Consider the following 25,808-nt stretch of genomic DNA (forward strand, 5'->3'; position numbering starts at 1 on the left):
TGAAATCGCGCCGCGCTCACCCGGAACGCCGCAGTCACCGGTGCTCCCATCATTGCGGAGCCGCGACTGCCCGCGACCGAATCCGGCCACGGGCTTGACTTGAAGCGCTTCAAGTTCCCGATACTCGAGGCATGTCGGAGGAACTGACGATCTCGACCGTCGCTGCGCGCGTCGGACTTCCCGAGAGCACGCTGCGGTACTGGGAGCGCATCGGTCTGCTCGCCCCGGTCGACCGTGACTACTCGAGCGGCCACCGCCGCTACACCGAGGGCGACGTCGCGCTGCTCGAGACCCTCGGCAACCTCCGCGCCGTCGGCATGTCCATCGGCGACATGCGCAGCTACCTCGACGAGAACGGGCCGGCGGTCGAGATCGCACGGCGGCAACGGATGCTCTTCGAGGCGCACGCCGCGCGGCTCGCCGACCAGATCGAGACACTCCGCATTCGGCTCAGCTACCTCGAGCTCAAGGCGGCCTACTGGGGCGCGCGCGAGCGCGGCGACTCCGACGAAGAACAGCGGCTGCGCGACGAGCTGAGCGCAGTCATCCACGACGTCAGCCGCACGCGGCGCGACGAGGCTTCACGACAAGGAACACAGGAATGACAACACGAACTGATCGCATCACATCGACATTCGACTGGGCGTCCACCGCCACCGACGTGATCGCCGGCATCGATCTCGCCGGCAAGCGCGCGCTCATCACGCGCGCCGCCGGCGGAATCGGACTCGAGACCGCACGCGCCATCGCTCTCGCGGGCGCCGAGGTCACGATCGCCGCGAGGAACCTGGGGGCCGCGGAACAGGCGGCCGCGGACATCCGTCGCACCGTATCCGCGCCCGTCCGTACGGCGTATCTCGACCTCGCCGACGCAGCCACCGTCGATGAGCTCGCCGCCGCCGTCAACGCCGCGGGGCCGCTTCACCTGCTGATCAACAACGCGGGCGTCATGGCGCTCCCCGAGCGGAGGCTCAGTCCCGAGGGCCACGAGCTGCAGTTCGCGACCAATCACCTCGGCCACTTCCGCCTGGCGGTGGGCCTGCTGCCGGCGCTGCGCGCCGAGGGCGCGCGGGTGGTCGCCGTCAGTTCGCGCGCCAGCCTCAACTCGCCCGTGGTCTTCGACGACATCGACTTCGAGCGGCGGTCGTACGATCCGGCGCTCGCCTACGCCCAGTCCAAGACGGCGAACGTCCTGTTCGCCGTCGGCGCGGCCACGCGATGGGCCGGTGACGGCGTGTTCGTGAACGCGCTGCACCCGGGCGCCGTGCTCGACTCGAACCTCTCGCGCTACTACGACCCGGCCGAGCTCGAGGCGATCCGGAACTCGGGCAAGTACACCTACAAGTCGACGGCTCAGGGCGCGGCGACCAGCACGTTCGTCGCGACGTCGCCGCTTCTCGACGGCATTGCCGGCCGCTATTTCGAGAACTGCCAGGAAGCGGACGTCGACGACCCGACGGCGTGCGGCATCGACGCGGCGGGCGTCGCGCCGCACGCTCTCGACCCCGAAGCGGCTGACCGTCTCTGGGCGGTGTCGGAGCAGATGACGGGTCTCACGGCCTGAGGCTCGCTCTGCGAGCTGCGCCGAGCGCGACGGCACCGAGCGCGACGGCTCCGGGCTCGCTAGGCGAACGCGGGGTACAGTGCCGCCGCGCCGCCCGCGAGACCGGCGCGCACGTTGCGGCTGAGGTCGTCCGCGAGGATCTCGACGTCGCCCGCTTCGATCCCGTCGAGCGCAAGCCGCGCGACCTCGGCGGGGTCGAGCTTGGCGTCGGTGACGTGCGCGGCGAGGTCGGTGTCCATGTAGCCGACGTGCAGGCCGCCGACGCGCGTGCCCTGACCCGCGAGCTCCTGGCGGATGCCGTTGGTCAGGGACCACTCGGCCGACTTCGACGCGCTGTAGCCGCCGAGCGACGGCGAGCTGAACCACGAGAGCACCGAGAGCACGTTCAGCACGTAGCTCTCGTCGTGCTCGGCCAGCTGGGGCGCGAATGCGCGCGTGACGGCGAGCGTGCCGAAGAAGTTGACCTCGAACTCCTGACGGATGCTGTCGAGCTCGCCGCCGATGAGTGCCGAGCCCGTGCCGATGCCGGCGTTGTTGACGAGGATCGACACACCCGAGGCCGTCGCGGCGGCGGCGCGCACCGACTCGGGGTCGGTGACGTCGAGCTGGATCGGCGTCACGCCGTCGAGGTCCACTGACGCGGGGTTGCGGGCACCGGCGAACACATGGGCGCCGCGATCGCGGAGCTGCGCGGCGAGGTGTCGGCCGAGGCCGCGGTTGGCCCCGGTGACGAGGGCGGTGGCGCCGTTGATCTGCATGGAAATGGTCCTCTCATCTGACTTGGTAAACACAAGCTAGATGAGCTGACTGGGAAATGGCAAGTCAGCTGAGGTAGAATTCAGGAATGGCGAAAGTCCCCGAGAACCCCTGCTCCGTCGCGCGCAGCCTGGGAGTTCTCGGCGAACGGTGGACCTTCCTGATCCTGCGCGACGCATTCGAGGGCGTCACCCGCTTCGACGAGTTCCGCGAAAGCCTCGGCATCGCGACCGACGTGCTGACCGCGCGCCTCGCCACCCTCGTCGAATACGGCGTGATGGAGAAAGCCGAGTACCACGAGCCCGGCGCGCGGCGCCGCTACTCGTACCTGCTCACCCCCGCGGGCCGCGAGCTGTTCGTGATCATCGCCGGGCTGCAGCAGTGGGGCGACCGGCACCTGCCCTGGCGCGGCGGCCCCAGCCTGCTGCGCGTCGACGCCACGACCGGCGAACCCGTGCACCTCGGCTTCATCGGCACCGACGGGCGAGAGGTCGCGGCCGATGACGTGGCCATGATTCCGACTGCCTCGTACCCCCGCGACCGGCTCGCTGCTCGGCAAAGCGCCGCGGCGCGCGGCAGCCGTTCACCTGCCCGTCACCTGCTTTCGCGCATAGAGTGATCGAGGCAGTCACGCAAGAGGATTAAGACGGGTGGGCGCATGCGGATTCTGGTTCTGGGCGGCGATGGGTTCTGCGGGTGGCCGACGGCACTGCACCTCTCTGAGGCCGGCCACGACGTCGTCATCGCCGACAACTTCTCGCGTCGCCGCATCGACGAAGAGCTCGGCGTTCAGTCGCTGACTCCGATCTCGCCGCTCGACGTGCGCATCGACGCGTGGCGCGAGGTGACCGGCAGGGAGATCGGATTCGTCGAGCTCGACATCGCCCAGGACTACGACGGCCTGCTCGCCACCCTTGAGGACTACCGGCCCGACGCCGTCGTGCACTTCGCCGAGCAGCGCGCCGCTCCGTATTCGATGAAGTCGTCGAAGCACAAGCGCTACACCGTCGACAACAACGTGAACGCCACGCACAACCTGCTCGCCGCTGTCGTCGAGTCGGGCGTCGAGGCGCACATCGTGCACCTCGGCACCATGGGCGTCTACGGCTATGGCACGGCCGGCGTGCAGATCCCCGAGGGCTACCTGACGGTTGGCATGCGCGGCTCGGACGGCGAGCTGATCGAGCAGGAGATCCTGTACCCCGCCAACCCCGGCAGCGTCTACCACATGACCAAGACGCTCGACCAGCTGCTCTTCGCCTATTACGTGAAGAACGACAAGCTGCGCGTCACGGACCTGCACCAGGGCATCGTCTGGGGCACGCAGACGACCGACACAGCCAAGGACATCCGCCTCATCAACCGCTTCGACTACGACGGCGACTACGGCACCGTCTTGAACCGCTTCCTGATGGAGTCGGCGGTCGGCCACCCGCTCACCGTGCACGGCACCGGCGGCCAGACCCGCGCGTTCATCCACATTCAGAACACCGTGCAGTGCATCCGCATGGCGATCGAGACCCCGCCCGAGAAGGGCGGCCGGGTCCGCATCTTCAACCAGATGACCGAGACGCACCGGGTTCGCGACCTCGCGAAGCTCGTGTCGTCGGTCACCGGCGCCGAGATCGCGTTCGTCGACAACCCGCGCAACGAAGCGCCCGAGAACGAGCTGCTCGTCGCCAACGACGGCCTGCTCAACCTCGGCCTGTCGCCGCTGACGCTCGAGCAGAACCTGCTCGACGAGGTGATCGAGATCGCGCACAAGTACGTCGACCGCTGCGACCTCGAGCGCATCCCGTCGCGCTCGCTCTGGCTCCAGCAGCGGGAGCACGCCGAAACGGCGTGAGCCGCGCTTCGCCGCAGCCCACGCACCGCACCCATCTCGCACATGCGCATCGCCTTCGTCACTGAAACCTGGAAGCCGTCGATCAACGGCGTCGTCACCCGCATCGCGTCGTCGATCGACGAGCTGCTCGCAGCCGGTCACGAGGTGCTCGTGGTCGCGCCACGGACGGGGGCGGCGGATGCCGGCGTGCCGGCGGTGCCCGGGCTGACGGTGGTGCGGGTCCCGTCGTTCCACATCTCGTGGGTCTACGGCGGCCAGCCCTGGGGCCTGCCGATGCCGCGCGTGCGGGCTGCGCTCGCGGCGTTCGCCCCCGATCTCGTGCACGTCGTCGGTCCGTTCGTGCTCGGCATCGCCGGCGTGCTCGGCGCGCGCCGGCTGCGCCTGCCGCTCGTGTGCTCGTTCCACACCGACATCGCGGCGTACTCGACCTCGTACCACCTGGGCTGGTCGCGGCCGATCATCTGGCGCATCCTGGCCGCTCTGCACAATGCGGCGGCGCTCAACCTGGTCACGTCTCGGCACTCCGAGGCGCTGCTCACAAAGCACGGGGTGCGCGGCATCCGGCTGTGGCAGCGCGGGGTGGATCTCGCTCGGTTCCGGCCGGCCGAGGCATCCGATCGGCCCGTCTCCGCGCACACTGCCGGCGCCGACGCCGCCCAGGCGCGCGATGACGCCGCGCCGCCGCGCGCGCTCTATGTGGGGCGGCTCGCCGACGAGAAGCGCATCTCCTCGCTGCTGCCGCTCGCGCGCTCCGGAGCCGTGCGGCTGACGCTCGTCGGCGACGGACCGGACCGCGCCCGGCTCGAGCAGGAGTTCGCGGGCACCCAGACCGAGTTCACCGGCTCGCTCACGGGCGATGCGCTGGCCGCGCGCTACGCGACGGCCGACGTGTTCGTGTTCACCTCGACGACCGAGACCCTCGGCCTCGTCCTCATCGAAGCGCTCGCGAGCGGGCTGCCGGTCGTCGCCGTCGAGTCCCCTGCGAGCACGGAACTGCTGGGGCGTCTGCCGATCGCGAGGCTCGTCGCCGGCTCGCGTCCGGCAGAGTTCATCGATGCGGTGACGGATGTCTTGAGCGCCGGCACTCGCGACGAACGCGCCGTCCTCGCCCGCCGCGAGGCAATCGGGTGGAGCTGGGCGAACGCGACCCAGCAGCTGCTCGGCTACTACGCCGAGGTCGTGGCGCCCGAGGCTCGTGCCCGTGCGCTGCCCGGATCCGCCGTGCGCGGCCCGGACGCGGACAGCGCACACCGCAGCTGAGCAGCGCGTGTCGCGCAGCGCCGGGCGAGTCCGCCGTGTATAAGGTGACGGAGCCTCAACTGTCAAGGGCTAGTTACGCGGCTGTGATATCAGCCAGTATCAAAGCTCGGGTGAAGTGAAGCGCATGGGGATGCGCTGGGGTGCTGAGGGAGAATCATGAGTCTGGTGGCGGAAGCGTCGAAATATTGGTCTCGGGCGGTCGGGCTCGCCCCGGCCCGCATCGATGTCGAGGTGGTGCGCGTCGGCGACGACGGGTGGCGGGTCAGCCTGCCGGACCCGGAGCAGAGCCCGTTCTCGCTCCTCGGGTTCATCACGCTCGCTGGTGGCCGGTACCGAGTGTGCTCGACCGAGCACCCGTGCAGTGAGACCGAGACCGAGACGCTTGCCGAGGCCATCGACGCTCTGCGCCCGATCGCGGACACGCGAGGCCTGCTCGTCGCCTAGCGGCCGACCTTGCCGAAGAGCGAGCCGATCTGCTGCATCACCATCGGCTTGAGCACGAACCAGGCGGCGATGATGGCTGCGATGCCGATCACGAACACCGTGAAGCCGGCCCAGCTGCCCGGGTCGTCGCTGCCCCAGAACATGTGGTTCAGGTTGCGCAGCGCGCCGGTCGACAGCACCAGCACGACATGCACGATGACGAACAGCACGAAGTACACCATCACCGGGAAGTGGATCTTCCGGGCGAGCTCGACCGGATAGGCCTTCGAGAGCCGGCGCCACTCGCGCCGCCACATGGGGCTCATCCGGAAACCGGTGGCCGCCGCGAGCGGCGCCGCGAGGAACACCGTGGCGAAGTACGTCAGCACCTGCAGGCTGTTGTAGTTCGTCCACCCGTCCTCGGTGGGCCACGACCACAGAGATGCGTACTGAAGCGCGGCGGAGATCGCGTTCGGAATGAAATCCCACGAGTACGGCACGATCCGGATCCACTGCCCGGTGACGAACAGCAGCACCCAGAACACCACGCCGTTCACGAGCCACACCACGTCGAGTGAGAGGTGGGTGAACAGCTCGACCGACATCTTCTTGCCGCCCTTGCGCGGCTGCCACATCGCGGATGCTTTCTTCTGCGTGCGCACCGTCCACCCGGTCTTGATGATCAGCACGATGAAGAACGCGTTCAGCCAGTGCTGCCATTGGGTCCACAGCGGCTGGCCGACCGGCGCCCACGACGGCAGCTCGGTCGTGCCGGGGAAGGCCTTGAGGAACGACGCGCCGGCGCTCGTATGGAACAGGAACCACCGGTCGACGGCCACGATCGCGGCGACGACGACGAGCACGCCGATCGTGGCGAGCGCGATCTTGCCGGGCGAGCGGCGGAAAGGCCTCGTCTCGCGCGCGACCGGCCGCTCGAACGCGGGCTGCGCCGCGACATCGGACGGCTGATTGACGGATGCCTGCGGCTCCGCGGGCGCGCGGGCCGGCTCGGCTTCCGCTCCGGCGGACGCTGCGGGCACGCGGGCCGGCTCGGCTTCCGCTCCGGCGGACGCTGCGGGCACGCGGGCCGGCTCGGCTTCCGCGAACGCCGCGGGCGCGGGTGCGGGGGCCGGTTCTGCTTCTGCCGCGGCCTCTCGAGCTGCGGCGGCGGCCTCCGCGATCGCCGCCAGCGCGGCGGGCGCCTCCGCGGGCGTTGCGCCGAGACCCACCCTGCGTCGGGCCGTCAGCGCAGCGGGATTGTGCGCCGGGGCCGTGGGCGCGGGCAGCGGGGCAGCGGCGGGCGCCGACGCCTCGACCGGCGCATCCGCATCCGCCCGCTCCGGCGCGAGGACGTCGACGCCCGAGGGCGCGGCGGCCGGAGCCGCCTCGCTGATCACCGGCGCGAAGCGCTCGGCCGGCGTGTGGCCGAGGCCCGTGCGGCGGCGCGCGGCGATCGGCGGCGCACTCTGCGCCGCCACGGGCACGGCCGACTCGGGGACGAGGGTTCCTGCGGGTGGCCACGGCTCGCCCCCGCGCGTGCGGGGCAGACCTCGGCGCTGCTCGACCACGCTCAGCCCCGCGCCTTGAGCGCTTCGACCGTCTGCGGGACGATCGCGAACAGGTCGCCGACGATGCCGAAGTCGGCGATCTGGAAGATCGGCGCGTCGGCGTCCTTGTTGATCGCGACGATCGTCTTGGCGGTCTGCATGCCGAAGCGATGCTGGATCGCGCCGGAGATCCCGACCGCGATGTACAGGTCGGGAGCCACCGAGACACCGGTCTGACCGACCTGGTGCTCGTACGCGATGTACCCGTTGTCGACGGCGGCGCGTGAGGCGCCGATAGCCGCGCCGAGCGCGTCGGCGAGCTGCTCGATGAGTGCGAACTGCTCCTTCGAGCCGATGCCGCGACCGCCGGAGACGACCTTCTTCGCACGACGCAGATCGGGGCGCGAACCGCCCGACTCAGCCGGCGTGAACGAGAGAGCGGATGCCGCGGGGCCGCTCGCCGCCGCGGCGTCGAGCCTCGTCACCACCGGCGCGGCGACGGCCTCGGCGCGTTCTGCGACGGCGCCCTGGCGCAGGGTGATGACCGGGGCGTCGAACGTCGCCGCCGAGTCGATCAGGTACGCGCCGCCGAAGGCCGAGTGGTGGGCGATGACGCCCTCGTCGTCGACGCCGACGCCGACGGCGTCGACGAGCAGCGCACGCCGGGTCCTCGCGGCGAATCGCGCGGCGGCCTCGCGACCGTCGACGGAGTGCGCCGCCACCACGGCGCTCAGCTCGCGGCCCTCCGCGGCACGGCCGAGCGCGTCGACGAGGCCGACCACGACGCCGTCGACGTCCGGGACGAGCACCACCTCCGCAGCGCCCGCGGCGCCGGCGGCAGCGGCGAGCGCGGCGCCGTCCGATGACGGCGGAACGGCGATCACGGCGACCGGCGTGCCGAGCAGATCGGCAGCGCCGAGCAGCTCGGGGGCGGTCGAGGACAGGTCACCTGCCGCGGTGACCTCAGTGAGGGCGAGAACGGATGCGGTCATTGCGGTGCTCCTCACGCGAGGTTCTGCTTGATGAGGAACTCGGCCAGCTGGATGCCGCCGTCGCCCTCGTCGATGATCTTGACGCCGGCCGAGCGCGCCGGGCGCGCCGCAGCCGAGATGACGATCGCCCGCGCGGCGTGCGCACCCGCGAGGTCGGCATCGAGCTCGGTCGCGGACAGCACCGCGATCGGCTTCTTCTTCGCGTCCCGCAGGCCCTTGAACGATGGCAGGCGCGGATCCGGCAGTGCCTCGGTGATCGATGCGACGGCGGGAAGCGGCGCCTCGACGGCCACGGTGCCGCCCTCGGCGACGCGGTCTCCGCGCACCGACGTGCCGTCGGTCGTGATCGACGACAGGTTCGTCGCGTGCGGCAGGCCGAGGTGCTCGGCCAGCAGCGCGCCCAGCACGCCCCCGGCGCCGTCGGTCGAGACGTTGCCGGCGAGGACGAGGTCGGCGTTCAGGGTCTTCAGCGCCGCCGCGAGGACCTCGGCCGTGAGCGTGAGGTCGGCGCCCGCGAGGCCGTCGTCGACGATGTGCACGCCGTCATCCGCCCCCATCGCGAGCGCGCGCCGAACCGCCTCGATCGCGCTCTCGGGGCCCATCGTGACCGCCGTCACCGTCGTGGCCTCCGCGCCGCCTTTGATCGTCAATGCGGCCTCGACAGCGCGTTCGCCGATCTCATCGACCACGGTCTCGCTGGCAGCGCGGTCGACCAGGCCTGTCGCGAGGTCGATCTTCCGGTCCCCGTAGGTGTCGGGTACCTGCTTGACGAGTACGGCAATACGCACGCGTGACTCCTTTCGGCATTGCGTCTGGGTCTCTCGAGGCGGCGGTGCGCTCGATGACGGCGACTGCCCTCGACGGCGAGGACGGCCTGACGTGTGGTGACCATCGTAGGAGGCGCGGGCGGCACGGGAGGAACGCTGGCCGGCCAGGACGCGCCGCATAGCAGGTCGTTCTGCGCATGATCAAGCCCCTTGACGCCGTGGCGGTATGCGGCACGCCTCCGCGCGCGTACGGTAAAGAGATACGGACTGGTACGACATCCCGAGTCGTCCCAGCCGTGAGGAGCGGAGTGTTGCGTGGGGGTAATGACGTACGCCGGTAATCGATATGAGTTCGAGGACCGGCTGCTTGCACACTTGAAGGTCGCGATCGCGGCGAAGCTGCGGTTGCGCGAAGGATTCCTGCTCAACTGGCAGATTCCCGCGGGTGAGGGGGCGGGTCGGGTCAGCCTCTGGCTGTCCCCCGACGTGCCGATCAGTTTCCAGTTCGGCGGCTCGCGCTCTCCTGAGCTGAGCCGCATCTGGCTCGACGCGCTGTCGCGCTCGTCGCACGGCATCCGTGGCATGGTCGCCCTCGGCGAGCAGGAGGCCGCCGACTACCTGCAGAAGGCGGGCGGGTCCTCCGCACCGTGAGCGCGATGCGCGCCGGGCGCCGCGCGCCGATCGCAGGGACCGCTCAGACCGCGGCCACCAGCGTGCGCGCGGCCGCGACCGCGCCGAGCAGCCCGGAGTAGTCGCCGAGGGCCGGCCGGGTCAGGAATCCGTCGTCGTCGAGTGACGCGGCGTGCGCGACACCCGCGCCGCCGGTCACGAGCGGCAGCTGGCGCCGGATCTCCTCGAGCAGCCCGTCGGTCTTGAGCACTCCGCCGCCGACCACGAAGCGGTCGACGCCGACGAGGTAGCCGGTCGTCGCCGCGAGTTGGGCGATGTAGAACCCGAGGATCTCGCGCGCCTCGGCCAGGAGCTCTGCGCTGAGCTCGCTCGTCGGGGTACCCCAGCGCCCGATCACTGCGGGGCCCGCCGCGAGGCCCTCGATGCAGTCGCCGTGGAACGGGCAGTTGCCGGCGTAGTCGTCGCGCGGGTGACGGCGCACGAGGATGTGACCGAGCTCGGGGTAGCCGTTGCCGTGCAGCAGCGCCCCGTCGAGCGCGACGCCGACGCCGACGCCCGTGCCGATGGTGGCGTACGCGACGCGGCTGAGGCCGGCCCCCGCGCCCCAGGTCTGCTCGCCGAGCGCCGCGCCGCCGACGTCGCCCATCATGACCGTCGGAACCGTGCGGCTGATCTCGATGCGCCCGACGAGGTCGGTGTCGGCCCAGCCCGCTTTCGGCGTGCCGGTGACCCAGCCCCACCGCTCGCGCGACGGATCGACGTTGACAGGCCCGAAGGAGGCGACGCCGAGAGCGGTGATCGGATGCTCCGCGCCGGCTTCCGCGAAGAATGCGTTGATCGCGCCGATCGTCTCGTCCGGCGTCGTGGTCGGGATCCTGCGGGTGAGGAGAAGCTCTCGCGGCTCGTCCGCTGAGGCGATGCCGCAGAAGACCTTCGTGCCACCGGTCTCGACCGCAGCGATCACGTTCACCAGGCATGCCTCTTTTCTTTTCGTCGTGGCGCGGAGATCTCCGTCGTGGGCCCGGTGACTACGCTATCCGGCCGGCGGAGGCGGATAACGAACTGGGAACTTCCTAGACTATTCGCCGCGGCTGCGCTACGTTCCTCCTCAAGCCAATCCGGTGCCCCGAACGAGGTGGAATCCGTGGGAAGTCCCAGCGCGCTTCGCAAGCTGAACGACCGGGCCGCGCTCTACGCGCTGCTCGAGTCGGGCCCCTTGTCGCGGCACGACCTCGAAGAGGCGATCAGCGTGTCGCGCCCGGCAGCGGCCGAGCTGCTGCGCCGGCTCGAAGAATCCGATCTCGCTCGCCGCGCCGGCTACCGTCGCGGTGGCCCCGGGCCGCAAGCCCAGCTGTGGACGATCAACGAGCGGGCCGCGTTCGCCGCGGGGCTCGACGTCGACGACTCGGGGATCGACGCGGTGATCGCGGATCTGTCCGGCACACCGCTGGCGGAGGGCAAGGTGCCCGTAGGCCCCCGCCAGGACCCCATCGCTGTGGCGGTCGCGCTGCTCGCCAAGACCGCGGAGCGCGCGAGCATCCGCCCCGCCGATGTGCGCCAGGTCGCCGTCGGCATCAGCGGCTCAGTCGATCCCGAGACCGGCACGCTGAGCCACGCCGAGCACATCTCGGAGTGGACCGGATTCGACGTCGCCGAGCGCCTCTCGTCCGCGCTGGGCGTGCCCGTGACCGTCGAGAACGACGTGAAGCTCGTGCTCAGCGATGAGTCGATCCGCGGCCGGGCCGTCGGGTGCAAAGACGTCCTCCTGCTCTGGCTCGGGCACGGCATCTCGATCGCCGCGATCACCGAAGGCCGGCTGCAGCGCGGCTTCCACGGCAGCGCCGGCGAGCTCACCTTCGTGCCGGTGGGCCCGGGCGGCCCGTTCGCCGGCGACCTTCTCGCCACCGCGGGCGTCCTCGAACTCGCTCGCGCGCACGGTCTCGCGACAGACGACCCGGTCGACGTGCTCGAACAGGCCGAGCGCGCCGAGGGACCCCACGCGGGCCTCGACGGTTTCGTGTCAGGTTTCGCCGAGCGCATCGCGAGCGTGCTCGTGTCTCCCGTCGCGGTGGTCGACCCCGAGCTGGTGATTCTGGGCGGGGAGTTCGGCATCGCGGGCGGCGATCGCCTCGCCGACGAGGTGAAGCGCCGGCTGCACGACATGCTCGCCCTGCGACTCCGGGTCGTAGCCGGCACGGGCCACGCCAACTCGGTGCGCCAGGGCGCGCTCGACGACGCCTTGGCGCGGCTGCGAGAAACAGTCTTCGATAATACACGTGATAATTGGGGAATCTCCGCGTAACTTTGTAGAAACAATGTTCGACAAAGATGTCTAGCAACCCGTCTGCGAAAGGCACAGCAATGAACAGATCTCAGACATCCAGGTGGCGCCGACTCGGCGCCACGGCCGCGACTCTGGCCGCGACCGCCATGGTTATCGCCGGGTGCAGCTCAGGTGGTTCGTCGGGGTCCGGTTCCAATGCCGCGCTCGCGATCGCCAACGTGGGCGGCGCTACGTGGACCTGCGGGTTCAACCCCTTCAACCCCGCCGTCAGCCAAGAGGCGTTCGGCTTCACCTACGAGCCCCTGATCTACGTCGACACCCTGAAGAACGCCGCGCAGACGCCGATGCTCGCCAAGAGCGCAGCGTGGTCCAACGACTACAAGACACTGACCTTCACGATCCGCGACGGCGTCAAGTGGAGCGACGGCAAGCCCTTCTCGGCCGCCGACGTCGCGTTCACCTTCAACCTGCTGAAGAAGTACTCGGGTCTCGACCTCAACGCGATCTGGTCCTCCGGCCTCGAATCCGTCACACAGTCGGGCTCGGACCAGGTGGTGTTCCAGTTCAAGACGGCGGCTCAGCCCTACTTCTACTACATCGCCGACCAGACGCCGATCATCCCTCAGCACATCTGGTCGACGAGCGCGGTGGGCAGCAACCCGGTCAACTTCGCCAACTCGAAGCCCATCGGAACGGGCCCGTACAAGGTCGCAAGCTGCACGCCCCAGAACATCCAGTACACGGCGAACTCGTCCTACTGGCAGTCCGGCAAGCCAGCCATCAAGACCGTCAACTACCCGTCGTACACCGACAACTCCCCCGCCAACCAGGACCTCGCCAACGGCAAGGCGCAGTGGGGTGGCCAGTTCATCCCGAGCATCGACAAGTACTACGTCGCACGCGACAAGACGAACAACCACTACTGGTCGCCGCCCGTCGCCAACGTCGACCTGGCGTTCAACCTGAAGCACCCGGTGACCAGCAATGTCGACGTGCGCCAGGCGCTCGCCTATGCGCTCAACCGCGACGACATCTCCAAGGTCGGCGAAGACGGGCAGGAGCCGGCCGCGAACCAGACGGGCGTCGTCAGCCCGACGTTCAGCTCATGGCTCGACACCGCCCTCACCAAGCAGTACGACTACACGCAGAACGTCGCCAAGGCGCAGCAGCTGCTGTCCGACGCGGGGTACTCCGCCAGTCATCCGCTCAAGCTCACGGTGATCAGCGTCAGCGGCTACACCGACTGGGACGCCTCGCTCGGCGAGATCAAGCAGGAGCTCGCAAAGGTGAACGTCGACCTCACGGTGGAAGACCTCGCGGGCCAGACCTACGACTCGCGGATCTACCAGGGTGACTTCGACCTGGCGTACATCGCCGAGACCGGCGGCCCGACGCCGTACTACGAGCTGCGCCAGATGCTCTACAGCGGTAACACGGCACCGCTCGGCAAGAACGCCTCGACGAACTACATGCGGTTCTCCGACCCGAGCGTCGACGCGCTGATCGACCAGTACGCGAGCGCATCGACGTCCGAGCAGCACAACATCGTCGATCAGCTGCAGAAGGTGATGCTGACCCAGGTGCCCGTCATTCCCACGACGGAGCAGGTGAGCTGGTTCCAGTACAACACCAAGGACTTCACCGGCTGGCCGACGCCGTCCGACCCCTATGCACTGCCCGCGCCGTACAACACGCCCGACAACGAACAGCTGCTGCTGGGCCTGAAGTCCAAGTAGTCGAGGGCCCGGCATGAGATACGTTCTGAGACGACTTGTTCTCTTCGTCATCACACTGTGGGTGGCGTTGACGGTCAATTTCTTCATTCCACGCCTCATGCCGGGCAACCCGGCCGAAGCGATGATGGCGCGGTTCCGCGGCAGGGTGAACCCCGCTGCGCTGAAAGCGCTTGAGGCCGCCTTCGGCATCAACACGCAGAAGCCGCTGATCGTGCAGTACGTCGACTACCTCGGCAACACGCTCACCGGCCACTTCGGCACCTCGCTGACCTTCTTCCCCCAGTCGGTCGGCACGGTGCTCGCCCAGGCACTCCCCTGGACGCTCGGGCTCGTCGGCGTGACGACGATCATCGCCTTCGTCGCGGGCACGCTGATCGGCCTCGTGGCCGGATGGCGCCGCGGCGGCGTGCTCGACAGCCTGCTGCCGCCGGTCTTCGTCATCACCGGCGCGCTGCCGTTCTTCTGGGTCGGCCTGCTGCTCGTGCTCGGCTTCTCGGTCACGCTCAACCTGCTGCCCAACGACGGCGCGTTCGACGTGACGATGATCCCCGGGTTCAACGCCGGCTTCATCGGCAGCATCCTGAGCCATGCGATCCTGCCGGCGGTGACGATCCTGATCATCTCGATCGGCGGCTGGATCCTCACCATGCGCAACAACGTCGTCACGATCCTCGCTGACGACTACATCCGCATGGCACGCGCGAAGGGCCTGTCGAACACGAGCATCATGTACGGGTACGCCGCGCGTAACGCCGTGCTGCCGAACCTGGCCGGCTTCGCGATGTCACTCGGCTTCGTCGTCTCCGGGTCGATCCTCGTCGAGTACACCTTCAACTACCCCGGCATCGGCTACATGCTGCTGCAGGCGGTCGACAACGAGGACTACCCGCTGATGCAGGCGATGTTCGTCATGATCACCGTGACCGTGCTGGTGGCGATCCTGATCTGCGACTTCCTCACCGTTCTGCTCGATCCGCGCGCCCGGACGGAGGGCTAGGCCATGACCTCATTCAGTGCTGCCGACGCAGCCATCCAGCCGAAGGTCGAGCCGCGACCGCGCCGCAAGGGCGCAGGCATGGCGCTGTGGCGCGCGATCCGCGGCAACGGCAAGGCATTCGCCGGTGCCGTGCTGCTGCTGATCTTCCTGATCGCGGCGATCCTCCCGAACCTGTTCACACCGGTGAAGAACCCGAACGCGCGCGCCTTCGCCCTGAGCCTGCCGCCGAGCGGCGCCCACCTGCTCGGCACGACGTCGTACGGCCAGGACATCTGGGCGCAGCTCGTGTGGGGCACGAGGCAGACCCTGGTCGTCGCCGTCATCGCAGGTGCCCTCGCGAGCGTCCTGTCGGTCCTCATCGGGGTCGCGGCCGCCTACCTCGGCGGCCTCGCCGACGACCTGCTGTCGCTCCTCATCGACGTCTTCCTCGTGATCCCGGCCTTCCCGCTCATCATCGTCATCGCCGCGTACGCGAACGGCGGCAACCTGGCGGTCATCGTGGGGGTCCTCGTCATAACCGGCTGGTCATACGGAGCCCGCCAGCTGCGCGCCCAGGCGCTGTCACTGCGCAGACGCGACTTCCTCGAATCGGCGCGAGTCCGCGGCGAGGGGTGGTTCTACATCGTCAACTTCGAGATCCTGCCCACGATGATCTCGTTGATCGCCGCGAACTTCCTCGGTGCCGCGCTCTACGCGGTGCTCACGGCCGCCGGCCTGCAGTTCATCGGCCTCGGCAGCCCGAGCTCGGTCAGCTGGGGAACGATGCTGCACTGGGCTCAGTCGGCCGAGGCCCTGCAGACCGGGCAGTCCTGGTGGGTCGTCGCGCCGGGCCTGTGCATCGCGCTGCTCGGCGCGGCATTCGCACTGCTCAACTACGCGTTCGACGAGATCTCGAACCCGGCCCTGCGGCCGGTGCGTCGACAGAGGAGGAACCGTGGCGGTAACTAACGGCGCGCACGACACGATGACTGCGGCGGCGGATGCTTGGTCCGAAGCCCCCGGCACGGCGCCGCTTCTCGAAGTCCGCGGGCTCACCGTCGTCTACGACACCCCGTCGGGTTCGGTCGCCGCCGTCGACAATGTCGATCTGACGGTGAAGCGCGGCGAGTTCGTCGCCGTCGTCGGCGAATCCGGCTGCGGCAAGTCGACCATGCTGTTCGGCATCGCGCAGCTGCTCAGCTCGCCGGCGCGCATCGCGAGCGGCGATGTCATCTTCCGCGGCCAGAACCTGGTCGCCATGAACGACAAGCAGCTGGCACCCGTGCGGTGGCGGAACCTGTCGGTGGTGATGCAGTCGGCGATGAACGCGCTCAACCCGGTGAAGCGGATCGGCGCGCAGTACGCCGACACCATGAAGGCGCACGGCGTGCGCGACAAGCGCGAGATCCGCCGCCGCTCCGAGGAGGTGCTCGCGCTCGTCGGCATCGACAAGATCCACCTCGAGAGCTACCCGCATCAGCTGTCCGGCGGCATGCGCCAGCGCGCGATGATCGCGATGGCGCTGCTGTTCACCCCCGAGCTGATCATCATGGACGAACCGACCTCGGCGCTCGACGTCGTGGCGCAGCGCTCGCTGATGCTGCAGATCAAGGAACTGCAACGCAAGCTCGGCTTCGCCGTGCTCTTCGTCACCCACGACATGTCGCTCGTCAGCCACTTCTCCGACCGGCTGCTCGTCATGTACGCGGGTCGCGAAGTCGAGTTCGGCGAGACGCGCACCGTGTTCGACGCGCCCGCCCACCCGTACTCGAAGGGGCTGCTCGACGCCTTCCCGTCGATCCGCGGGCCGAAGGTGCCGTTGGTCGGCATTCCCGGGTCGCCCCCGGCGCTCTCGGCGATGCCGAAGGGCTGCCGTTATGAGCCCCGCTGCCCCGTCGCGTATGCGGACTGCAAGGAGCACGAGCCCGCGCTGTACGACGTCGACGGCGTGCTGGCGCGATGCTTGCTGTATTCGCCCGACCACCAGCCCCCGGCATCCGTCCCATCGAACGCCGATCAGCGGAAGGAGAGTGCGCTGTGAGCACGCCGATTCTCGAGACCAGAGACCTGACGCGCGTGTTCCGCGTCGGCGGATTCGCCAACCGGCACGACCTGCACGCCGTCGACGACGCGAACTTCGTGATCAACGAATCCGAGATCGTGGCGCTGGTCGGCGAGAGCGGGAGCGGGAAGTCGACGATCGCGCGTCTGCTCGCGCAGGTGTACAAACCGAGCTCGGGCGACATCCTCTTCGAGGGCACGCCGCTCTCACAGCTCAAGACCCGCGCGGACCAGATGCGCTACCGTGCCGCTGTGCCCATGGTCTTCCAGGACCCGTTCAGCTCGCTCAACCCGTCGTACCCCGTGTCGCACGGGATCCTGCGCGGCCTCAAGCTGCACCGCGGCGACCTCGACGCCGAGGGGCGCCGCGCCGAGGCGGAGCGCGTCACCGAGGTCGTCGGGCTGAACCCGGCGCGCGAGTCGCTCGAGAAGTATCCGTATGAGATGTCGGGTGGCCAGCGCCAGCGCGTCGGCTTCGCGCAGGCGCTCGCATACCGGCCGAAGGTGATCCTCGCCGACGAGCCCGTGTCCATGCTCGACATCTCCATCCGCATCGGCCTGCTCAACGTGATGGCGAAGCTGCGCGACGACGAGCACGTCTCCCTCCTCTACATCACCCACGACATCGCGAGCGCACGCTACGTCGCCGACCGGATGATGGTGATGTACGCCGGGCGCGTCGTCGAGTCGGGGCCGGTGGAAGAGGTGCTGCAGGCGCCGCAGCATCCGTACACCCAGCTGCTGGTGGCCGCCGTGCCGGACCCGCGCGCCAAGCTGACCGTCACGGCGGAACAGGCCGCGGGCGAGCCCCCGAAGGTCATCGACCCGAAGCCCGGCTGCCGGTTCGCGGCCCGCTGCCCGCTCGCGAAGGACGTCTGCCGTGTCGTCACGCCGCCCCTGCTCGAGCTGCAACCGGGGCACACCGTCGCGTGCCACGTCGCGGCCGAGAACGCGGGCCGCGGCGAGGAGTCCGAGACCCTGGGCGCGGCCGCGTGATCACCTTGGTCGAGGTGTCCGCGCGCCTGTCCGCCGCGGCTGAGGAGCGCGCCCTCCGGGCCCTCGGTTTCCATGACGACGACTGCGCCGACGTCGCGCTGGCGATCGCGGCGGCGCTCGACGACGACGAGAAGCTCGCCGACATCGCGCTGCTCGTCGAGCGTCTGCGCGAGTCGGTCGGCCGAATCGGCGAGGAGATCGACCCACTCGACCACCCGGCGGCAGACAGCGACTGGCGAGGCATCGGGGTGGTGGCGATGCTCGCCCTCATCGCGGCCGGTGATGACGTGCGCGCATTCCATCGTTCCCGCGGCATCAGCGCCGAGATCTCAGACCACTCGCTCGCCGATCTCGGCCAGCAGACCTGGGTGCACCGGCGCACCTACGGTGCGTTCGGCGTGCACACCTACCGGTGGCTCGCGACCGCGTTCACCGGAAACCTGTACTGGCTCGGCCGGCTGCAGTTCAACATCGTGCGACACGGGGACGAATGGATGCTGTCGACTCATATCCCCGAGTCGGGGCCGCTGACGCCCGCCGCGGTCGATGATGCGTTCCGGCAGGCCGCGGCCTTCTTCGCCGAGCACTTCCCCGACTACCCCACGCAGTCCTTCCACTGCGGTTCGTGGCTGCTCGACCCGCAACTGGCCGACGTGCTGAAGCCCGACTCCAACATGGTCCGGTTCCAGCAGCGCTGGACCCTCGACCGCGAACTCGGCTCCGGCGATGGCGACGCGATCTTCTTCGTCTTCCGCCGGCGCGGTGACGTCGACCACGCTGCGCTGCCCCGCAACACGTCCCTGCAGCGGGCGATCCTCGACAAGATCGACGCCGGCGGCCACTGGGCGCTGTGGAGCGGAACAACGCCACAGGCGCCGTTCCGGGACTCGGATGCGTCGGCGGCTCACGCCAAGGTCGGGGAACTCGAGTGAAGGCATCCGTCATCGGCCTGCTGGGTGCGGGCGGAATCGCCCAGCTGCACCTGCCGGGCTGGCTCTCGCTCGGCCACGAGGTGGTCGTCCACTCGCTCGACGGGCGCGCGCCGGCGCTGACCGAGCGCTTCGGCGGCCGCGTCGTCGACTCGCTCGACGAGCTGCTCGATGCGGCCGATCTCGTCGACGTGGCCACGCCGACCGAGGCGCACCGCGAGCTGACCGAGCGCGCCGCCGCGGCCGGCAAGCACGTCGTGAGCGAGAAGCCGCTCGCGCTCACGGTGGCCGACAGCGCGGCGATGGCGGCGGCGTGCGAACGCGCGGGAGTGCGCCTGTTCCCCGCCCATGTCGTGCGGTACTTCCCCGCATACAGCCGCCTGCACGACGCCGTGGCGAGCGGCCGCGTCGGCGACCCGGCGGTGCTGCGGTTCTTCCGCATCGGCGCCAAGCCGAGGAATCCCTGGTACCTCGACCGCGCGCGGTCGGGCGGAATCGCGATGGACCAGATGATCCACGACTTCGACCAGGCGCGCTGGATCGCGGGCGATGTCGCCGCCGTCTACGCCACGCAGGCGGGCGACGAGATGACGACCACGACGACGGTGCAGGCGATTCTGCAGCACCGCTCGGGCGCGATCTCGCACGTCAACGGAGTGTGGGGCGACAGCTCGCTGGAGTTCCACACGGGGTTCTCGGTCGCCGGGCCCGGGGGCCTCATCGAGCACGACTCGCTGCGCTACCCCGTCCTCGACTACCGCGGGCGCTCCGAGACGGCGGGTCCGAGCTATCTTCCGCCCGTCGACCCGGGCGCCACCGCAGCGAGCCCGTACACCGCCGAACTCGCGGACTTCGCCCGTGCGGTTCGCGAGGGCGGCCCGGCTCGCGTGTCCGCCCAGGACGGCGTCGAGGCCGTGCGCATCGCGGCGGCGGTGAACCGCTCGCTCACCGAGGGGTGCCAGATCGCTCTGGAGGACGTGCAGTGAAGATCGGCATCATCTCGTTCGCGCACACCCACGCCGCCGCGTACGCCGCGATCCTGCGCGATCGCCCCGACGTCGAATGCATCGCCACCGACCCCGGGCACACCACGCGGGCGGCCGGCGAGTCGGGCGGCCGCGAGCTCGCCGAGCAGATCGGCATCGGGTACGTCGACACGATCGACGAGCTGCTCGCGTGGCGCCCGGACGCGGTGGTCGTGACGTCCGAGAACGCACGCCATGCCGACGACGCCGTGCGCGCCGCGGCGGCCGGAGCGCACGTGCTCTGCGAGAAACCGCTCGCCACCACCCGAGCGGACGCGCTGCGCATCATCGACGCGTGCGAGAAGGCCGGCGTCTGGCTCATGACGGCGTTCCCCGTGCGCTTCACCCCGCAATACGCGCGGCTGGCCCATCGGGTGCAGGCCGGCGATCTCGGCGCGGTGCTCAGCATCAGCGGCGCCAACAACGGCCGCCTGCCGACCGCGCGCGCCTGGTTCACCGACCCAGCGCTGGCGGGCGGGGGCGCCGTCGCCGACCACACCGTGCACGTGGCCGATCTGATCTTCGGCTTGTTTCCGGAAGTCGACGCGAGCGAGGTCTTCGCCGTCGCGAATCGGATGCTTCACCCGCAGCGCGAGGCGGAGACGGCCGGCCTCGTCTCCATCCGCTACGCGAACGGCCTCACTGCGGTGATCGACTGCAGCTGGTCGGTTCCCGAGCACTACCCCACCTGGGGCGGCCTGACCATGCGTCTCATCACCGAGACGGGTACGGCCGAACTTGCGCCGTTCGCCGAGCACCTCGACGGCTTCGCCGAGGCCGACCGCTCGCCGATCTGGGTGCCGCACGGCACCGACCTCGACGCGGCGATGCTCGACGAGTTCATCTCCGCGATCGCGGCAGACCGGCAGCCGACCCCGAGCGGGCGCGACGGGCTGCGTGCGCTCGACGTGGTGCTCGCCGCGTACGAGTCCATCGCGACCGGGCAGCCCGTGACGGTCGGCGCGGCCGAATGATGCGGCTGGCGGAACTGGCGGACGAGCGCCTGTCGGCCCGCGACAAGGGGCTGCCCGAGCGCGCGATCGGGCTGACTGTGGCCGAATTCCTCGCGACCGGGCCGCGACTGTCGGAGTTCTGGACCCCGCTCGTCGTGCTCGACGACACGGCGCTGCGCCACAACGCACAGCTCATGGGCGCCTGGAGCGCCGCCCACGGCCTCGTGCTCATGCCCCACGGCAAGACGACGATGGCACCGGCCCTGTGGCAGCGGCAGCTCGACGCCGGCAGCATCGGCATCACGCTGGCGACGATGGGCCAGGTGCGCACCGCGCGCAGCTTCGGGCTCGACTCGATCATGCTCGCGAATGCCGCCGTCGACGAGCGGTCGCTGGGCTATCTCGCGCGCGAGCTCGCGGACCCCCGCTTCCGATTCGTGTGCTGGGCGGATTCCGTCGCCACGGTCGAGGCGATGGAGCACGGACTGCGCGCCGCAGGCACGCCGCGCCGGGTAGACGTGTGCGTCGAGCTCGGCGCCGCGGGCGGCCGCACGGGCGCCCGCTCCGTTGCCGACGCGCGCGCCGTCGCGCAGCGCATCGCCGCATCGGACGTCGTGCGGCTCGCCGGCGTCGCCGGGTACGAGGGCAGCCTCGGGCACGACCGATCGGGAGCGTCGCTCGACGCGATCCGCGGCTACCTCGAAGCGCAGCTCGAGCTGCACAGCGCAATCGCCGCCGACTACGACGACGAGGGCGATGTCTACGTGACGGCGGGCGGCAGCGCGTATTTCGACCTCGTCGCCGAGGTCTATCGCGATGCGATCGCCGCCGAGCCGGACACGCTCTGGACGCTCCGCTCGGGCGCCTATCTCGTGCACGACGACGGCTTCTACCGAGGCATCTCACCGCTCGACGAGGCTGCGGCCGCAGTCGCAGACGCGGTTGGAGGCGCCGAGGCCGGCGGCGAGGCATCCGATCGCCTGCATTCCGCCATGGTCGGAATCGGCCGCGTCGTCTCGCACCCGGAAGCGGGGCTCGCCCTGCTCGACGGCGGCAAGCGGGACTTCCCGTTCGACGAGGGGCTTCCGATTCCACGCCGCACCGCTGCCGACCTCGACGCGCCGTGGGAAGCACTCGATGACGCAACGATCCGGGCGATGAACGACCAGCACAGCTATCTCGCGCTCGGCTCCCGCGACGTCGCGCTCGGCGCGGTCGTCGCGCTCGGCCTCTCGCATCCGTGCACCACCTTCGACAAGTGGCACTATCTGCCCGTGATCGAGGGCGCGGGCTCCGATCTCGTGGTCGAGTTGGTTCGCACCTTCTTCTGACGCACAGCTTTTGACGCGCAGCTCGCGACGCCGCGAGTGGCGCAGACCGCAGGAAAGGAATCGGATGCGACTCGTGCTTCGCGGCGGGACCGTCGTCGACGGACAGCAGCACCGGCCGGCGGATGTCGCGATCACCGGCGACACGATCAGCGACGTCGGCACGATCGACGCCTCTCCTGACGATCGCGTGATCGACTGCCGCGGGCGCTTCGTCCTTCCCGGGTTGATCGACGCGCACTCGCACATCGATGGTCTCGTCGGCGACGCGTCCGTTCAGCGCGCGCTGCTGCGGCAGGGCGTGACGACCGCGATCGTCGGGCAGGACGGGGTCTCGTACGCCCCCGGCGACGGTCGCTACGCCAGCGAGTACTTCGCCGCGATCGACGGCCCCCACCCGAGCTATGCGGGGGGCGGTGTCGTGGAGCTGCTCGCCTCGGCCACTCGCGGCTCGCGCCTCAACACCGCCTACCTCGTGCCGGGCGGCACGCTGCGCTGGGAGGCCTGCGGGCGATCAGCGGCGCCCGCCGACGCGACGCGGCTCGCCGCCATGGTCGCCCTCGTGGAGCGCTCGCTCGACGAGGGCGCGATCGGGCTGTCGACCGGGCTCGACTACGTTCCGGGCATGTTCGCCGGCGCCGACGAGATCGCGGCACTCTGCGCGCCGGTCGCTGCAGCAGGAGGCGTGTACGTCACGCACATGCGCGGCGGGTACGAGGCCAACTCCAGCACCGGCGTCGACGAGATCGTGCGCATCGCGCAGGCGTCGGGGGTGCGGGTGCACATCTCGCACTTCCACGCGCCGGTGCACATCGTCGAGGAGCAGCTCGCCGTGCTCGAACGCGAGGGCGTCGACGCGACCTTCGACGCCTACCCCTATTCCCGTGGCTGCAGCCTGCTCACAATGCCGCTGCTGCCGCCCGAGCTGGCGGTGCTGCCGGTCGACACGATCGTCGACGTCATCAGCGACCGCGGCGAGCGCGCCCGACTGCGCGCCGACTGGTTCCCGCGGGTGTCGCAGAACCCGAGCCTGGGTCCCGAGTGGCCGACGATGCTCACCCTCGCGCACGTGGCCGCCCCGAGCTACGCGTGGGCGCACGGTCTCACCCTCGCGGATGCGGCCGCCAGCGCCGGCCTCGACTCGATCGACTTCGCGCTCGATCTGCTGGCGGAGTCGCGCCTCGAGGTGAACGTCGTGATGGCCGTGCAGCACGAGCGGTCGCGCGACGAGCTCGCCCGTGTCTTCTCGCACCTCGCGCACATGGGCGGTTCCGACGGCATCTTCATCGGCGTGCACCCGCACCCGCGGGCGCGTGGAGCATTCGCCCGCTACCTGCGCGAGTTCGTGCGCGAGACGCCCACGTGGAGCTGGTCGGATGCTGTGCGCCACCTGTCGGCCGCACCCGCGGAGCGCTTCGGCCTGGGGCGCCGGGGCCGCGTCGCGGCGGGCTGGGTCGCGGATCTCGCCGTCGTCGACCCCGAGCGCGTGGCCGACCGGGCGAGCTATGAGCGGCCGCTCGACGAGGCCGTCGGCGTCGACGACGTCATCGTCGCGGGCCACCAGGTGCTCGCGGGCGGTGAGCTCGCAGACGGCTCCCCGGGCCGCGCGCTCACGCGGGTCGGGTGAGTCAGACGCCCTGGGGCAGCACGGCCACGACGTCGATCTCCACAAGGATGTTCGCGAGCTGCGAGCCGACCGTCGTGCGCACGGGGTACGGCTCGGAGAAGAACTCGCGATAGGCGTCATTGAACTCGGCGAAGTCGGAAAGATCGGCGAGATGCACGGTCGTCTTGACGCAGTCGTCGAGCGTCAGGCCGCGCTCAGCGAGCACCGCACCGACGTTGCGCAGCACCTGACGCGTCTGCTCGGCGATCGTCTGCGGCACGACACCGGTTTCCGGGTCCTGGGGACCGAAGCCGGCCGTGTACAGGAATCCGTTCGCCTCGATCCCCTGGCTGTACGGGCCTGCGGGCTGCGGTGCGCGGGCGGTACGGACGGCGGTCTTCGCGGTGGCTTCCGAGCTCATGCCCCCATCGTAGGCTCGTACCGATCGAGGAACGCCTCGGCGCTGAGGGAGCGGAAGTCGTCGAGACGCTCGCGCAGCGTGTCGTGGTCCCAGTCCCACCAGGCGAGGCGCTCGAGACGCTCGACCACCTGCGGCGGCTGGCGGAAGCGGATGATTCGGGCCGGCACGCCCGCGACGATCGCGTACGGCGGCACGTCCTTCGTGACGATCGCCCCCGCGGCGATCACCGCGCCGTTCCCGACGACGACCTCGGGCTTGATCTGCGCGCCGTGCCCGATCCAGGTGTCATGCCCGATCGTCGCGCGACGCGATCGGCGCTTGTCGAACCACGCGCCGTCGTCTTCCGCGTCCTCCCAGTACTTGGCGGAGCGGTACATGAAGTGGTGCAGGCTCGCCCGGTCCAGCGGGTGGTCGGTCGCGCCGATGCGCACGAAGCTCGCGATATTCGCGAATTTACCGACGGTGACGTTCGCGAGATCGCAGAGCCGGTCGCAGTAGCTGTAGTCGCCGAGCTCGACGTTCGAGACCCGTGACCCCTCTCCGACTTCGGAGTACCGACCCAGCACACTGTCGACCACGGTCGCACCCTCATGCACGGTTCCCGTCGCGGCTAGCGTTCCCATCTCATCCCTTCGTTGCCTGCTGCATGAAAGCTAGGCGGGGCCGGTGTCTCGCGCGTGAACGAGCGCCGCACTCACGACCGAATTCGGGACTTAAGTCCCGGATCCCTCCGCCTCGCCCGCGCGCACTCTAAGACCATGAACGAGATACTCACTTCCGACCAGAACCCCGTCGATGGGGAATCCGTAATCCGCAAGGTCGTCGTCGGGGTCGACGGCTCGCCCGCCTCCGTCGCCGCGCTGCGCGAAGGGGCGCGCTTCGCCGCCGACCGGAATGCCGCCCTGCTCGCCGTGACGGCGTGGCACATGCCCGCGAGCTACGGCGGCTTCCCTGTCGGCTGGTACCCGGACCTCGATGCCAAGTCGACCCTCGACGCCGCGGCTGAGGCGGCCTTCGGCAACGAGCTGCCGCCGAGCTATTCGCAGCTCGTGGTCGAGGGGCTGCCGGCCCGAGTGCTGATCGATGAGAGCCGCGGCGCCGAGCTGCTCATCGTGGGAAGTCGCGGACACGGCGGCTTCGGCGGTCTGCTGCTCGGCTCCGTGAGCCAGGCGTGCGCCGAGTACGCGAAGTGCCCTGTGCTCATCCTGCACGGCGCGGCCGCCGCCGCCCCCGCGCCCCGAGCCGAGCATTCGCTCGCGCAGGCCGGTCAATCGTGAACCCCAGGAGGACCTCATGACCACCAAGCTCGCGGCCCCGATGGCCGCGCACATCGCCCGCCGCCCCGGCGAGCTCGTTGCGCTCACGGTGCGGATCCCGATCCACACCCTCGCCGCCGCCGACATCCTCGAGGTGCCGGTGCTCGTGCACGAGCTCGACGCCAACACGACAGAAGTCCTCATCGACGGCTCGACCGTCGGCTACATCCACTTCGACGGCCATCACTTCGTCGCGCTCTCGGGGCCGACGCTCGAGGCGGGCGTGCCCTGCGGCGCCGGCGACCTCTGGGATCAGGCCCTCGGCCGCCTCTACGAGGCCCATCGCCGCTAGCTGTACTGACCTCGACCGTTGTTGATTCGGTCGATGGGTGGTTTGCCTTCGATGCCGAGGTGGGCTCTGTCTAGGTTGTAATGGTCGATGAAGGCGGGCA

General features: G+C 69.9%; 27 protein-coding genes. 20 read left to right on the forward strand and 7 right to left on the reverse strand.

What is annotated here, in order from left to right; all coding sequences use genetic code 11:
* Nucleotides 1-131 precede the first annotated feature (131 nt).
* Both ACFOYW_RS03790 and ACFOYW_RS03795 read left to right on the forward strand, forming a co-directional pair.
* Complete coding sequence (locus tag ACFOYW_RS03790; RefSeq protein WP_390227317.1) at nt 132-605, forward strand: MerR family transcriptional regulator; 474 nt, start codon at nt 132-134, stop codon at nt 603-605.
* Nucleotides 602-1,564, forward strand: a complete 963-nt coding sequence (locus ACFOYW_RS03795; protein ID WP_390227318.1) for an SDR family NAD(P)-dependent oxidoreductase — start codon at nt 602-604, stop codon at nt 1,562-1,564. The genes ACFOYW_RS03790 and ACFOYW_RS03795 overlap by 4 nt, the downstream gene beginning before the upstream one ends.
* A 59-nt stretch (nt 1,565-1,623) precedes the next feature.
* On the opposite strand, the gene ACFOYW_RS03800 is transcribed toward ACFOYW_RS03795, so the two are convergent.
* Complete coding sequence (locus ACFOYW_RS03800; protein ID WP_390227319.1) at nt 1,624-2,322, reverse strand: SDR family oxidoreductase; 699 nt, start codon at nt 2,320-2,322, stop codon at nt 1,624-1,626.
* Nucleotides 2,323-2,408: 86 nt separating this feature from the next.
* Between ACFOYW_RS03800 and ACFOYW_RS03805 the strand changes: the two genes are divergently transcribed.
* The 4 genes from ACFOYW_RS03805 (at nt 2,409) to ACFOYW_RS03820 (ending at nt 5,870) form a co-directional block, all read left to right on the forward strand.
* Nucleotides 2,409-2,939 carry a winged helix-turn-helix transcriptional regulator gene (locus ACFOYW_RS03805; RefSeq protein WP_390227321.1) on the forward strand — a complete coding sequence of 177 codons (531 nt, stop codon included), beginning with the start codon at nt 2,409-2,411 and terminating at the stop codon, nt 2,937-2,939.
* A 39-nt stretch (nt 2,940-2,978) separates the two neighbouring features.
* Entirely contained in the window at nt 2,979-4,166 is a 1,188-nt protein-coding gene (locus tag ACFOYW_RS03810; protein WP_390227322.1) for an NAD-dependent epimerase/dehydratase family protein, read from the forward strand.
* A gap of 42 nt (nt 4,167-4,208) precedes the next feature.
* A complete protein-coding gene (locus ACFOYW_RS03815; protein WP_390227323.1) occupies nt 4,209-5,426 on the forward strand; it encodes a glycosyltransferase in 1,218 nt (405 codons plus the stop codon).
* Between the two features lie 156 nt (nt 5,427-5,582).
* Nucleotides 5,583-5,870: a hypothetical protein gene (locus ACFOYW_RS03820; RefSeq protein ID WP_390227324.1), complete on the forward strand. Its 288-nt coding sequence runs from the start codon at nt 5,583-5,585 to the stop codon at nt 5,868-5,870.
* Here the strand turns inward: ACFOYW_RS03820 and ACFOYW_RS03825 are convergent.
* Genes ACFOYW_RS03825 through ACFOYW_RS03835 form a run of 3 tightly spaced genes read right to left on the reverse strand, consistent with a single transcriptional unit; the run spans nt 5,867 to nt 9,176 of the window.
* Nucleotides 5,867-7,417 carry a cytochrome b/b6 domain-containing protein gene (locus ACFOYW_RS03825; protein WP_390227325.1) on the reverse strand — a complete coding sequence of 517 codons (1,551 nt, stop codon included), beginning with the start codon at nt 7,415-7,417 and terminating at the stop codon, nt 5,867-5,869. The genes ACFOYW_RS03820 and ACFOYW_RS03825 overlap by 4 nt on opposite strands.
* Nucleotides 7,418-7,419: 2 nt before the next feature.
* Nucleotides 7,420-8,388 (reverse strand): electron transfer flavoprotein subunit alpha/FixB family protein, encoded by a 969-nt coding sequence (locus tag ACFOYW_RS03830; RefSeq protein ID WP_390227326.1) that lies wholly within the window; start codon nt 8,386-8,388, stop codon nt 7,420-7,422.
* Between the two features lie 11 nt (nt 8,389-8,399).
* The gene (locus ACFOYW_RS03835; protein WP_390227327.1) at nt 8,400-9,176 is read right to left on the reverse strand and encodes an electron transfer flavoprotein subunit beta/FixA family protein; all 777 of its coding nucleotides are present in this window, start codon (nt 9,174-9,176) and stop codon (nt 8,400-8,402) included.
* Nucleotides 9,177-9,479: 303 nt separating this feature from the next.
* Between ACFOYW_RS03835 and ACFOYW_RS03840 the strand changes: the two genes are divergently transcribed.
* On the forward strand, nt 9,480-9,806 hold the full coding sequence (locus ACFOYW_RS03840; protein ID WP_390227329.1) for a DUF7882 family protein: 327 nt from the start codon (nt 9,480-9,482) through the stop codon (nt 9,804-9,806).
* A 43-nt stretch (nt 9,807-9,849) separates the two neighbouring features.
* Here the strand turns inward: ACFOYW_RS03840 and ACFOYW_RS03845 are convergent, their stop codons facing one another.
* Nucleotides 9,850-10,755 carry an ROK family protein gene (locus ACFOYW_RS03845; protein ID WP_390227330.1) on the reverse strand — a complete coding sequence of 302 codons (906 nt, stop codon included), beginning with the start codon at nt 10,753-10,755 and terminating at the stop codon, nt 9,850-9,852.
* Nucleotides 10,756-10,929: 174 nt separating this feature from the next.
* On the opposite strand from ACFOYW_RS03845, the gene ACFOYW_RS03850 reads away from it, so the two are divergent.
* The 11 genes from ACFOYW_RS03850 to ACFOYW_RS03900 all read left to right on the forward strand — a co-directional run bounded on the left by ACFOYW_RS03850 (nt 10,930) and on the right by ACFOYW_RS03900 (nt 23,700).
* Entirely contained in the window at nt 10,930-12,087 is a 1,158-nt protein-coding gene (locus ACFOYW_RS03850; protein ID WP_390227331.1) for an ROK family transcriptional regulator, read from the forward strand.
* Nucleotides 12,088-12,146: 59 nt separating this feature from the next.
* On the forward strand, nt 12,147-13,805 hold the full coding sequence (locus ACFOYW_RS03855; RefSeq protein ID WP_390227332.1) for an ABC transporter substrate-binding protein: 1,659 nt from the start codon (nt 12,147-12,149) through the stop codon (nt 13,803-13,805).
* A gap of 13 nt (nt 13,806-13,818) precedes the next feature.
* Nucleotides 13,819-14,802: an ABC transporter permease gene (locus ACFOYW_RS03860; RefSeq protein WP_390227333.1), complete on the forward strand. Its 984-nt coding sequence runs from the start codon at nt 13,819-13,821 to the stop codon at nt 14,800-14,802.
* A 3-nt stretch (nt 14,803-14,805) separates the two neighbouring features.
* Nucleotides 14,806-15,750: an ABC transporter permease gene (locus tag ACFOYW_RS03865; RefSeq protein ID WP_390227334.1), complete on the forward strand. Its 945-nt coding sequence runs from the start codon at nt 14,806-14,808 to the stop codon at nt 15,748-15,750.
* Nucleotides 15,737-16,822 (forward strand): ABC transporter ATP-binding protein, encoded by a 1,086-nt coding sequence (locus ACFOYW_RS03870; protein WP_390227335.1) that lies wholly within the window; start codon nt 15,737-15,739, stop codon nt 16,820-16,822. The genes ACFOYW_RS03865 and ACFOYW_RS03870 overlap by 14 nt, the downstream gene beginning before the upstream one ends.
* Complete coding sequence (locus ACFOYW_RS03875; protein WP_390227336.1) at nt 16,819-17,838, forward strand: ABC transporter ATP-binding protein; 1,020 nt, start codon at nt 16,819-16,821, stop codon at nt 17,836-17,838. The genes ACFOYW_RS03870 and ACFOYW_RS03875 overlap by 4 nt, the downstream gene beginning before the upstream one ends.
* A complete protein-coding gene (locus tag ACFOYW_RS03880) occupies nt 17,835-18,770 on the forward strand; it encodes an acyltransferase domain-containing protein (protein WP_390227337.1) in 936 nt (311 codons plus the stop codon). Before ACFOYW_RS03875 ends, ACFOYW_RS03880 begins: the two co-directional genes overlap by 4 nt.
* Complete coding sequence (locus ACFOYW_RS03885) at nt 18,767-19,753, forward strand: Gfo/Idh/MocA family protein (RefSeq protein WP_390227339.1); 987 nt, start codon at nt 18,767-18,769, stop codon at nt 19,751-19,753. Before ACFOYW_RS03880 ends, ACFOYW_RS03885 begins: the two co-directional genes overlap by 4 nt.
* A complete protein-coding gene (locus ACFOYW_RS03890) occupies nt 19,750-20,766 on the forward strand; it encodes a Gfo/Idh/MocA family protein (RefSeq protein WP_390227340.1) in 1,017 nt (338 codons plus the stop codon). The genes ACFOYW_RS03885 and ACFOYW_RS03890 overlap by 4 nt, the downstream gene beginning before the upstream one ends.
* Nucleotides 20,763-22,076 (forward strand): amino acid aldolase, encoded by a 1,314-nt coding sequence (locus ACFOYW_RS03895; RefSeq protein ID WP_390227341.1) that lies wholly within the window; start codon nt 20,763-20,765, stop codon nt 22,074-22,076. The genes ACFOYW_RS03890 and ACFOYW_RS03895 overlap by 4 nt, the downstream gene beginning before the upstream one ends.
* A gap of 64 nt (nt 22,077-22,140) precedes the next feature.
* Entirely contained in the window at nt 22,141-23,700 is a 1,560-nt protein-coding gene (locus ACFOYW_RS03900; protein WP_390227343.1) for an N-acyl-D-amino-acid deacylase family protein, read from the forward strand.
* Between the two features lies 1 nt (nt 23,701).
* Here ACFOYW_RS03900 and ACFOYW_RS03905 read toward each other — a convergent pair whose 3' ends face one another.
* Entirely contained in the window at nt 23,702-24,100 is a 399-nt protein-coding gene (locus tag ACFOYW_RS03905; RefSeq protein ID WP_390227344.1) for a RidA family protein, read from the reverse strand.
* On the reverse strand, nt 24,097-24,723 hold the full coding sequence (locus tag ACFOYW_RS03910; RefSeq protein ID WP_390227346.1) for a chloramphenicol acetyltransferase: 627 nt from the start codon (nt 24,721-24,723) through the stop codon (nt 24,097-24,099). The genes ACFOYW_RS03905 and ACFOYW_RS03910 overlap by 4 nt, the downstream gene beginning before the upstream one ends.
* A 135-nt stretch (nt 24,724-24,858) precedes the next feature.
* Here ACFOYW_RS03910 and ACFOYW_RS03915 point away from each other — a divergent pair, with 135 nt between their 5' ends.
* Nucleotides 24,859-25,377, forward strand: coding sequence for a universal stress protein (locus ACFOYW_RS03915; RefSeq protein WP_390227347.1), 519 nt, complete (start codon nt 24,859-24,861; stop codon nt 25,375-25,377).
* 16 nt (nt 25,378-25,393) lie between these two features.
* Nucleotides 25,394-25,708 carry a hypothetical protein gene (locus ACFOYW_RS03920; protein WP_390227348.1) on the forward strand — a complete coding sequence of 105 codons (315 nt, stop codon included), beginning with the start codon at nt 25,394-25,396 and terminating at the stop codon, nt 25,706-25,708.
* The last annotated feature ends 100 nt before the right edge of the window (nt 25,709-25,808 follow it).

The organism is Gryllotalpicola reticulitermitis (assembly GCF_042651345.1).
GTDB lineage: Bacteria > Actinomycetota > Actinomycetes > Actinomycetales > Microbacteriaceae > Gryllotalpicola > Gryllotalpicola reticulitermitis.

Excerpts from the sequence above, each read along its gene's own strand:
- ACFOYW_RS03790 (WP_390227317.1), top strand. The coding sequence starts at position 132 with ATGTCGGAGGAACTGACGATCTCGACCGTCGCTGCGCGCGTCGGACTT.
- ACFOYW_RS03795 (WP_390227318.1), top strand. The coding sequence starts at position 602 with ATGACAACACGAACTGATCGCATCACATCGACATTCGACTGGGCGTCC.
- ACFOYW_RS03800 (WP_390227319.1), bottom strand. The coding sequence starts at position 2,322 with ATGCAGATCAACGGCGCCACCGCCCTCGTCACCGGGGCCAACCGCGGC.
- ACFOYW_RS03805 (WP_390227321.1), top strand. The coding sequence starts at position 2,409 with ATGGCGAAAGTCCCCGAGAACCCCTGCTCCGTCGCGCGCAGCCTGGGA.
- ACFOYW_RS03810 (WP_390227322.1), top strand. The coding sequence starts at position 2,979 with ATGCGGATTCTGGTTCTGGGCGGCGATGGGTTCTGCGGGTGGCCGACG.
- ACFOYW_RS03815 (WP_390227323.1), top strand. The coding sequence starts at position 4,209 with ATGCGCATCGCCTTCGTCACTGAAACCTGGAAGCCGTCGATCAACGGC.
- ACFOYW_RS03820 (WP_390227324.1), top strand. The coding sequence starts at position 5,583 with ATGAGTCTGGTGGCGGAAGCGTCGAAATATTGGTCTCGGGCGGTCGGG.
- ACFOYW_RS03830 (WP_390227326.1), bottom strand. The coding sequence starts at position 8,388 with ATGACCGCATCCGTTCTCGCCCTCACTGAGGTCACCGCGGCAGGTGAC.
- ACFOYW_RS03840 (WP_390227329.1), top strand. The coding sequence starts at position 9,480 with ATGACGTACGCCGGTAATCGATATGAGTTCGAGGACCGGCTGCTTGCA.
- ACFOYW_RS03855 (WP_390227332.1), top strand. The coding sequence starts at position 12,147 with ATGAACAGATCTCAGACATCCAGGTGGCGCCGACTCGGCGCCACGGCC.
- ACFOYW_RS03860 (WP_390227333.1), top strand. The coding sequence starts at position 13,819 with ATGAGATACGTTCTGAGACGACTTGTTCTCTTCGTCATCACACTGTGG.
- ACFOYW_RS03865 (WP_390227334.1), top strand. The coding sequence starts at position 14,806 with ATGACCTCATTCAGTGCTGCCGACGCAGCCATCCAGCCGAAGGTCGAG.
- ACFOYW_RS03895 (WP_390227341.1), top strand. The coding sequence starts at position 20,763 with ATGATGCGGCTGGCGGAACTGGCGGACGAGCGCCTGTCGGCCCGCGAC.
- ACFOYW_RS03900 (WP_390227343.1), top strand. The coding sequence starts at position 22,141 with ATGCGACTCGTGCTTCGCGGCGGGACCGTCGTCGACGGACAGCAGCAC.
- ACFOYW_RS03905 (WP_390227344.1), bottom strand. The coding sequence starts at position 24,100 with ATGAGCTCGGAAGCCACCGCGAAGACCGCCGTCCGTACCGCCCGCGCA.
- ACFOYW_RS03910 (WP_390227346.1), bottom strand. The coding sequence starts at position 24,723 with ATGGGAACGCTAGCCGCGACGGGAACCGTGCATGAGGGTGCGACCGTG.
- ACFOYW_RS03915 (WP_390227347.1), top strand. The coding sequence starts at position 24,859 with ATGAACGAGATACTCACTTCCGACCAGAACCCCGTCGATGGGGAATCC.
- ACFOYW_RS03920 (WP_390227348.1), top strand. The coding sequence starts at position 25,394 with ATGACCACCAAGCTCGCGGCCCCGATGGCCGCGCACATCGCCCGCCGC.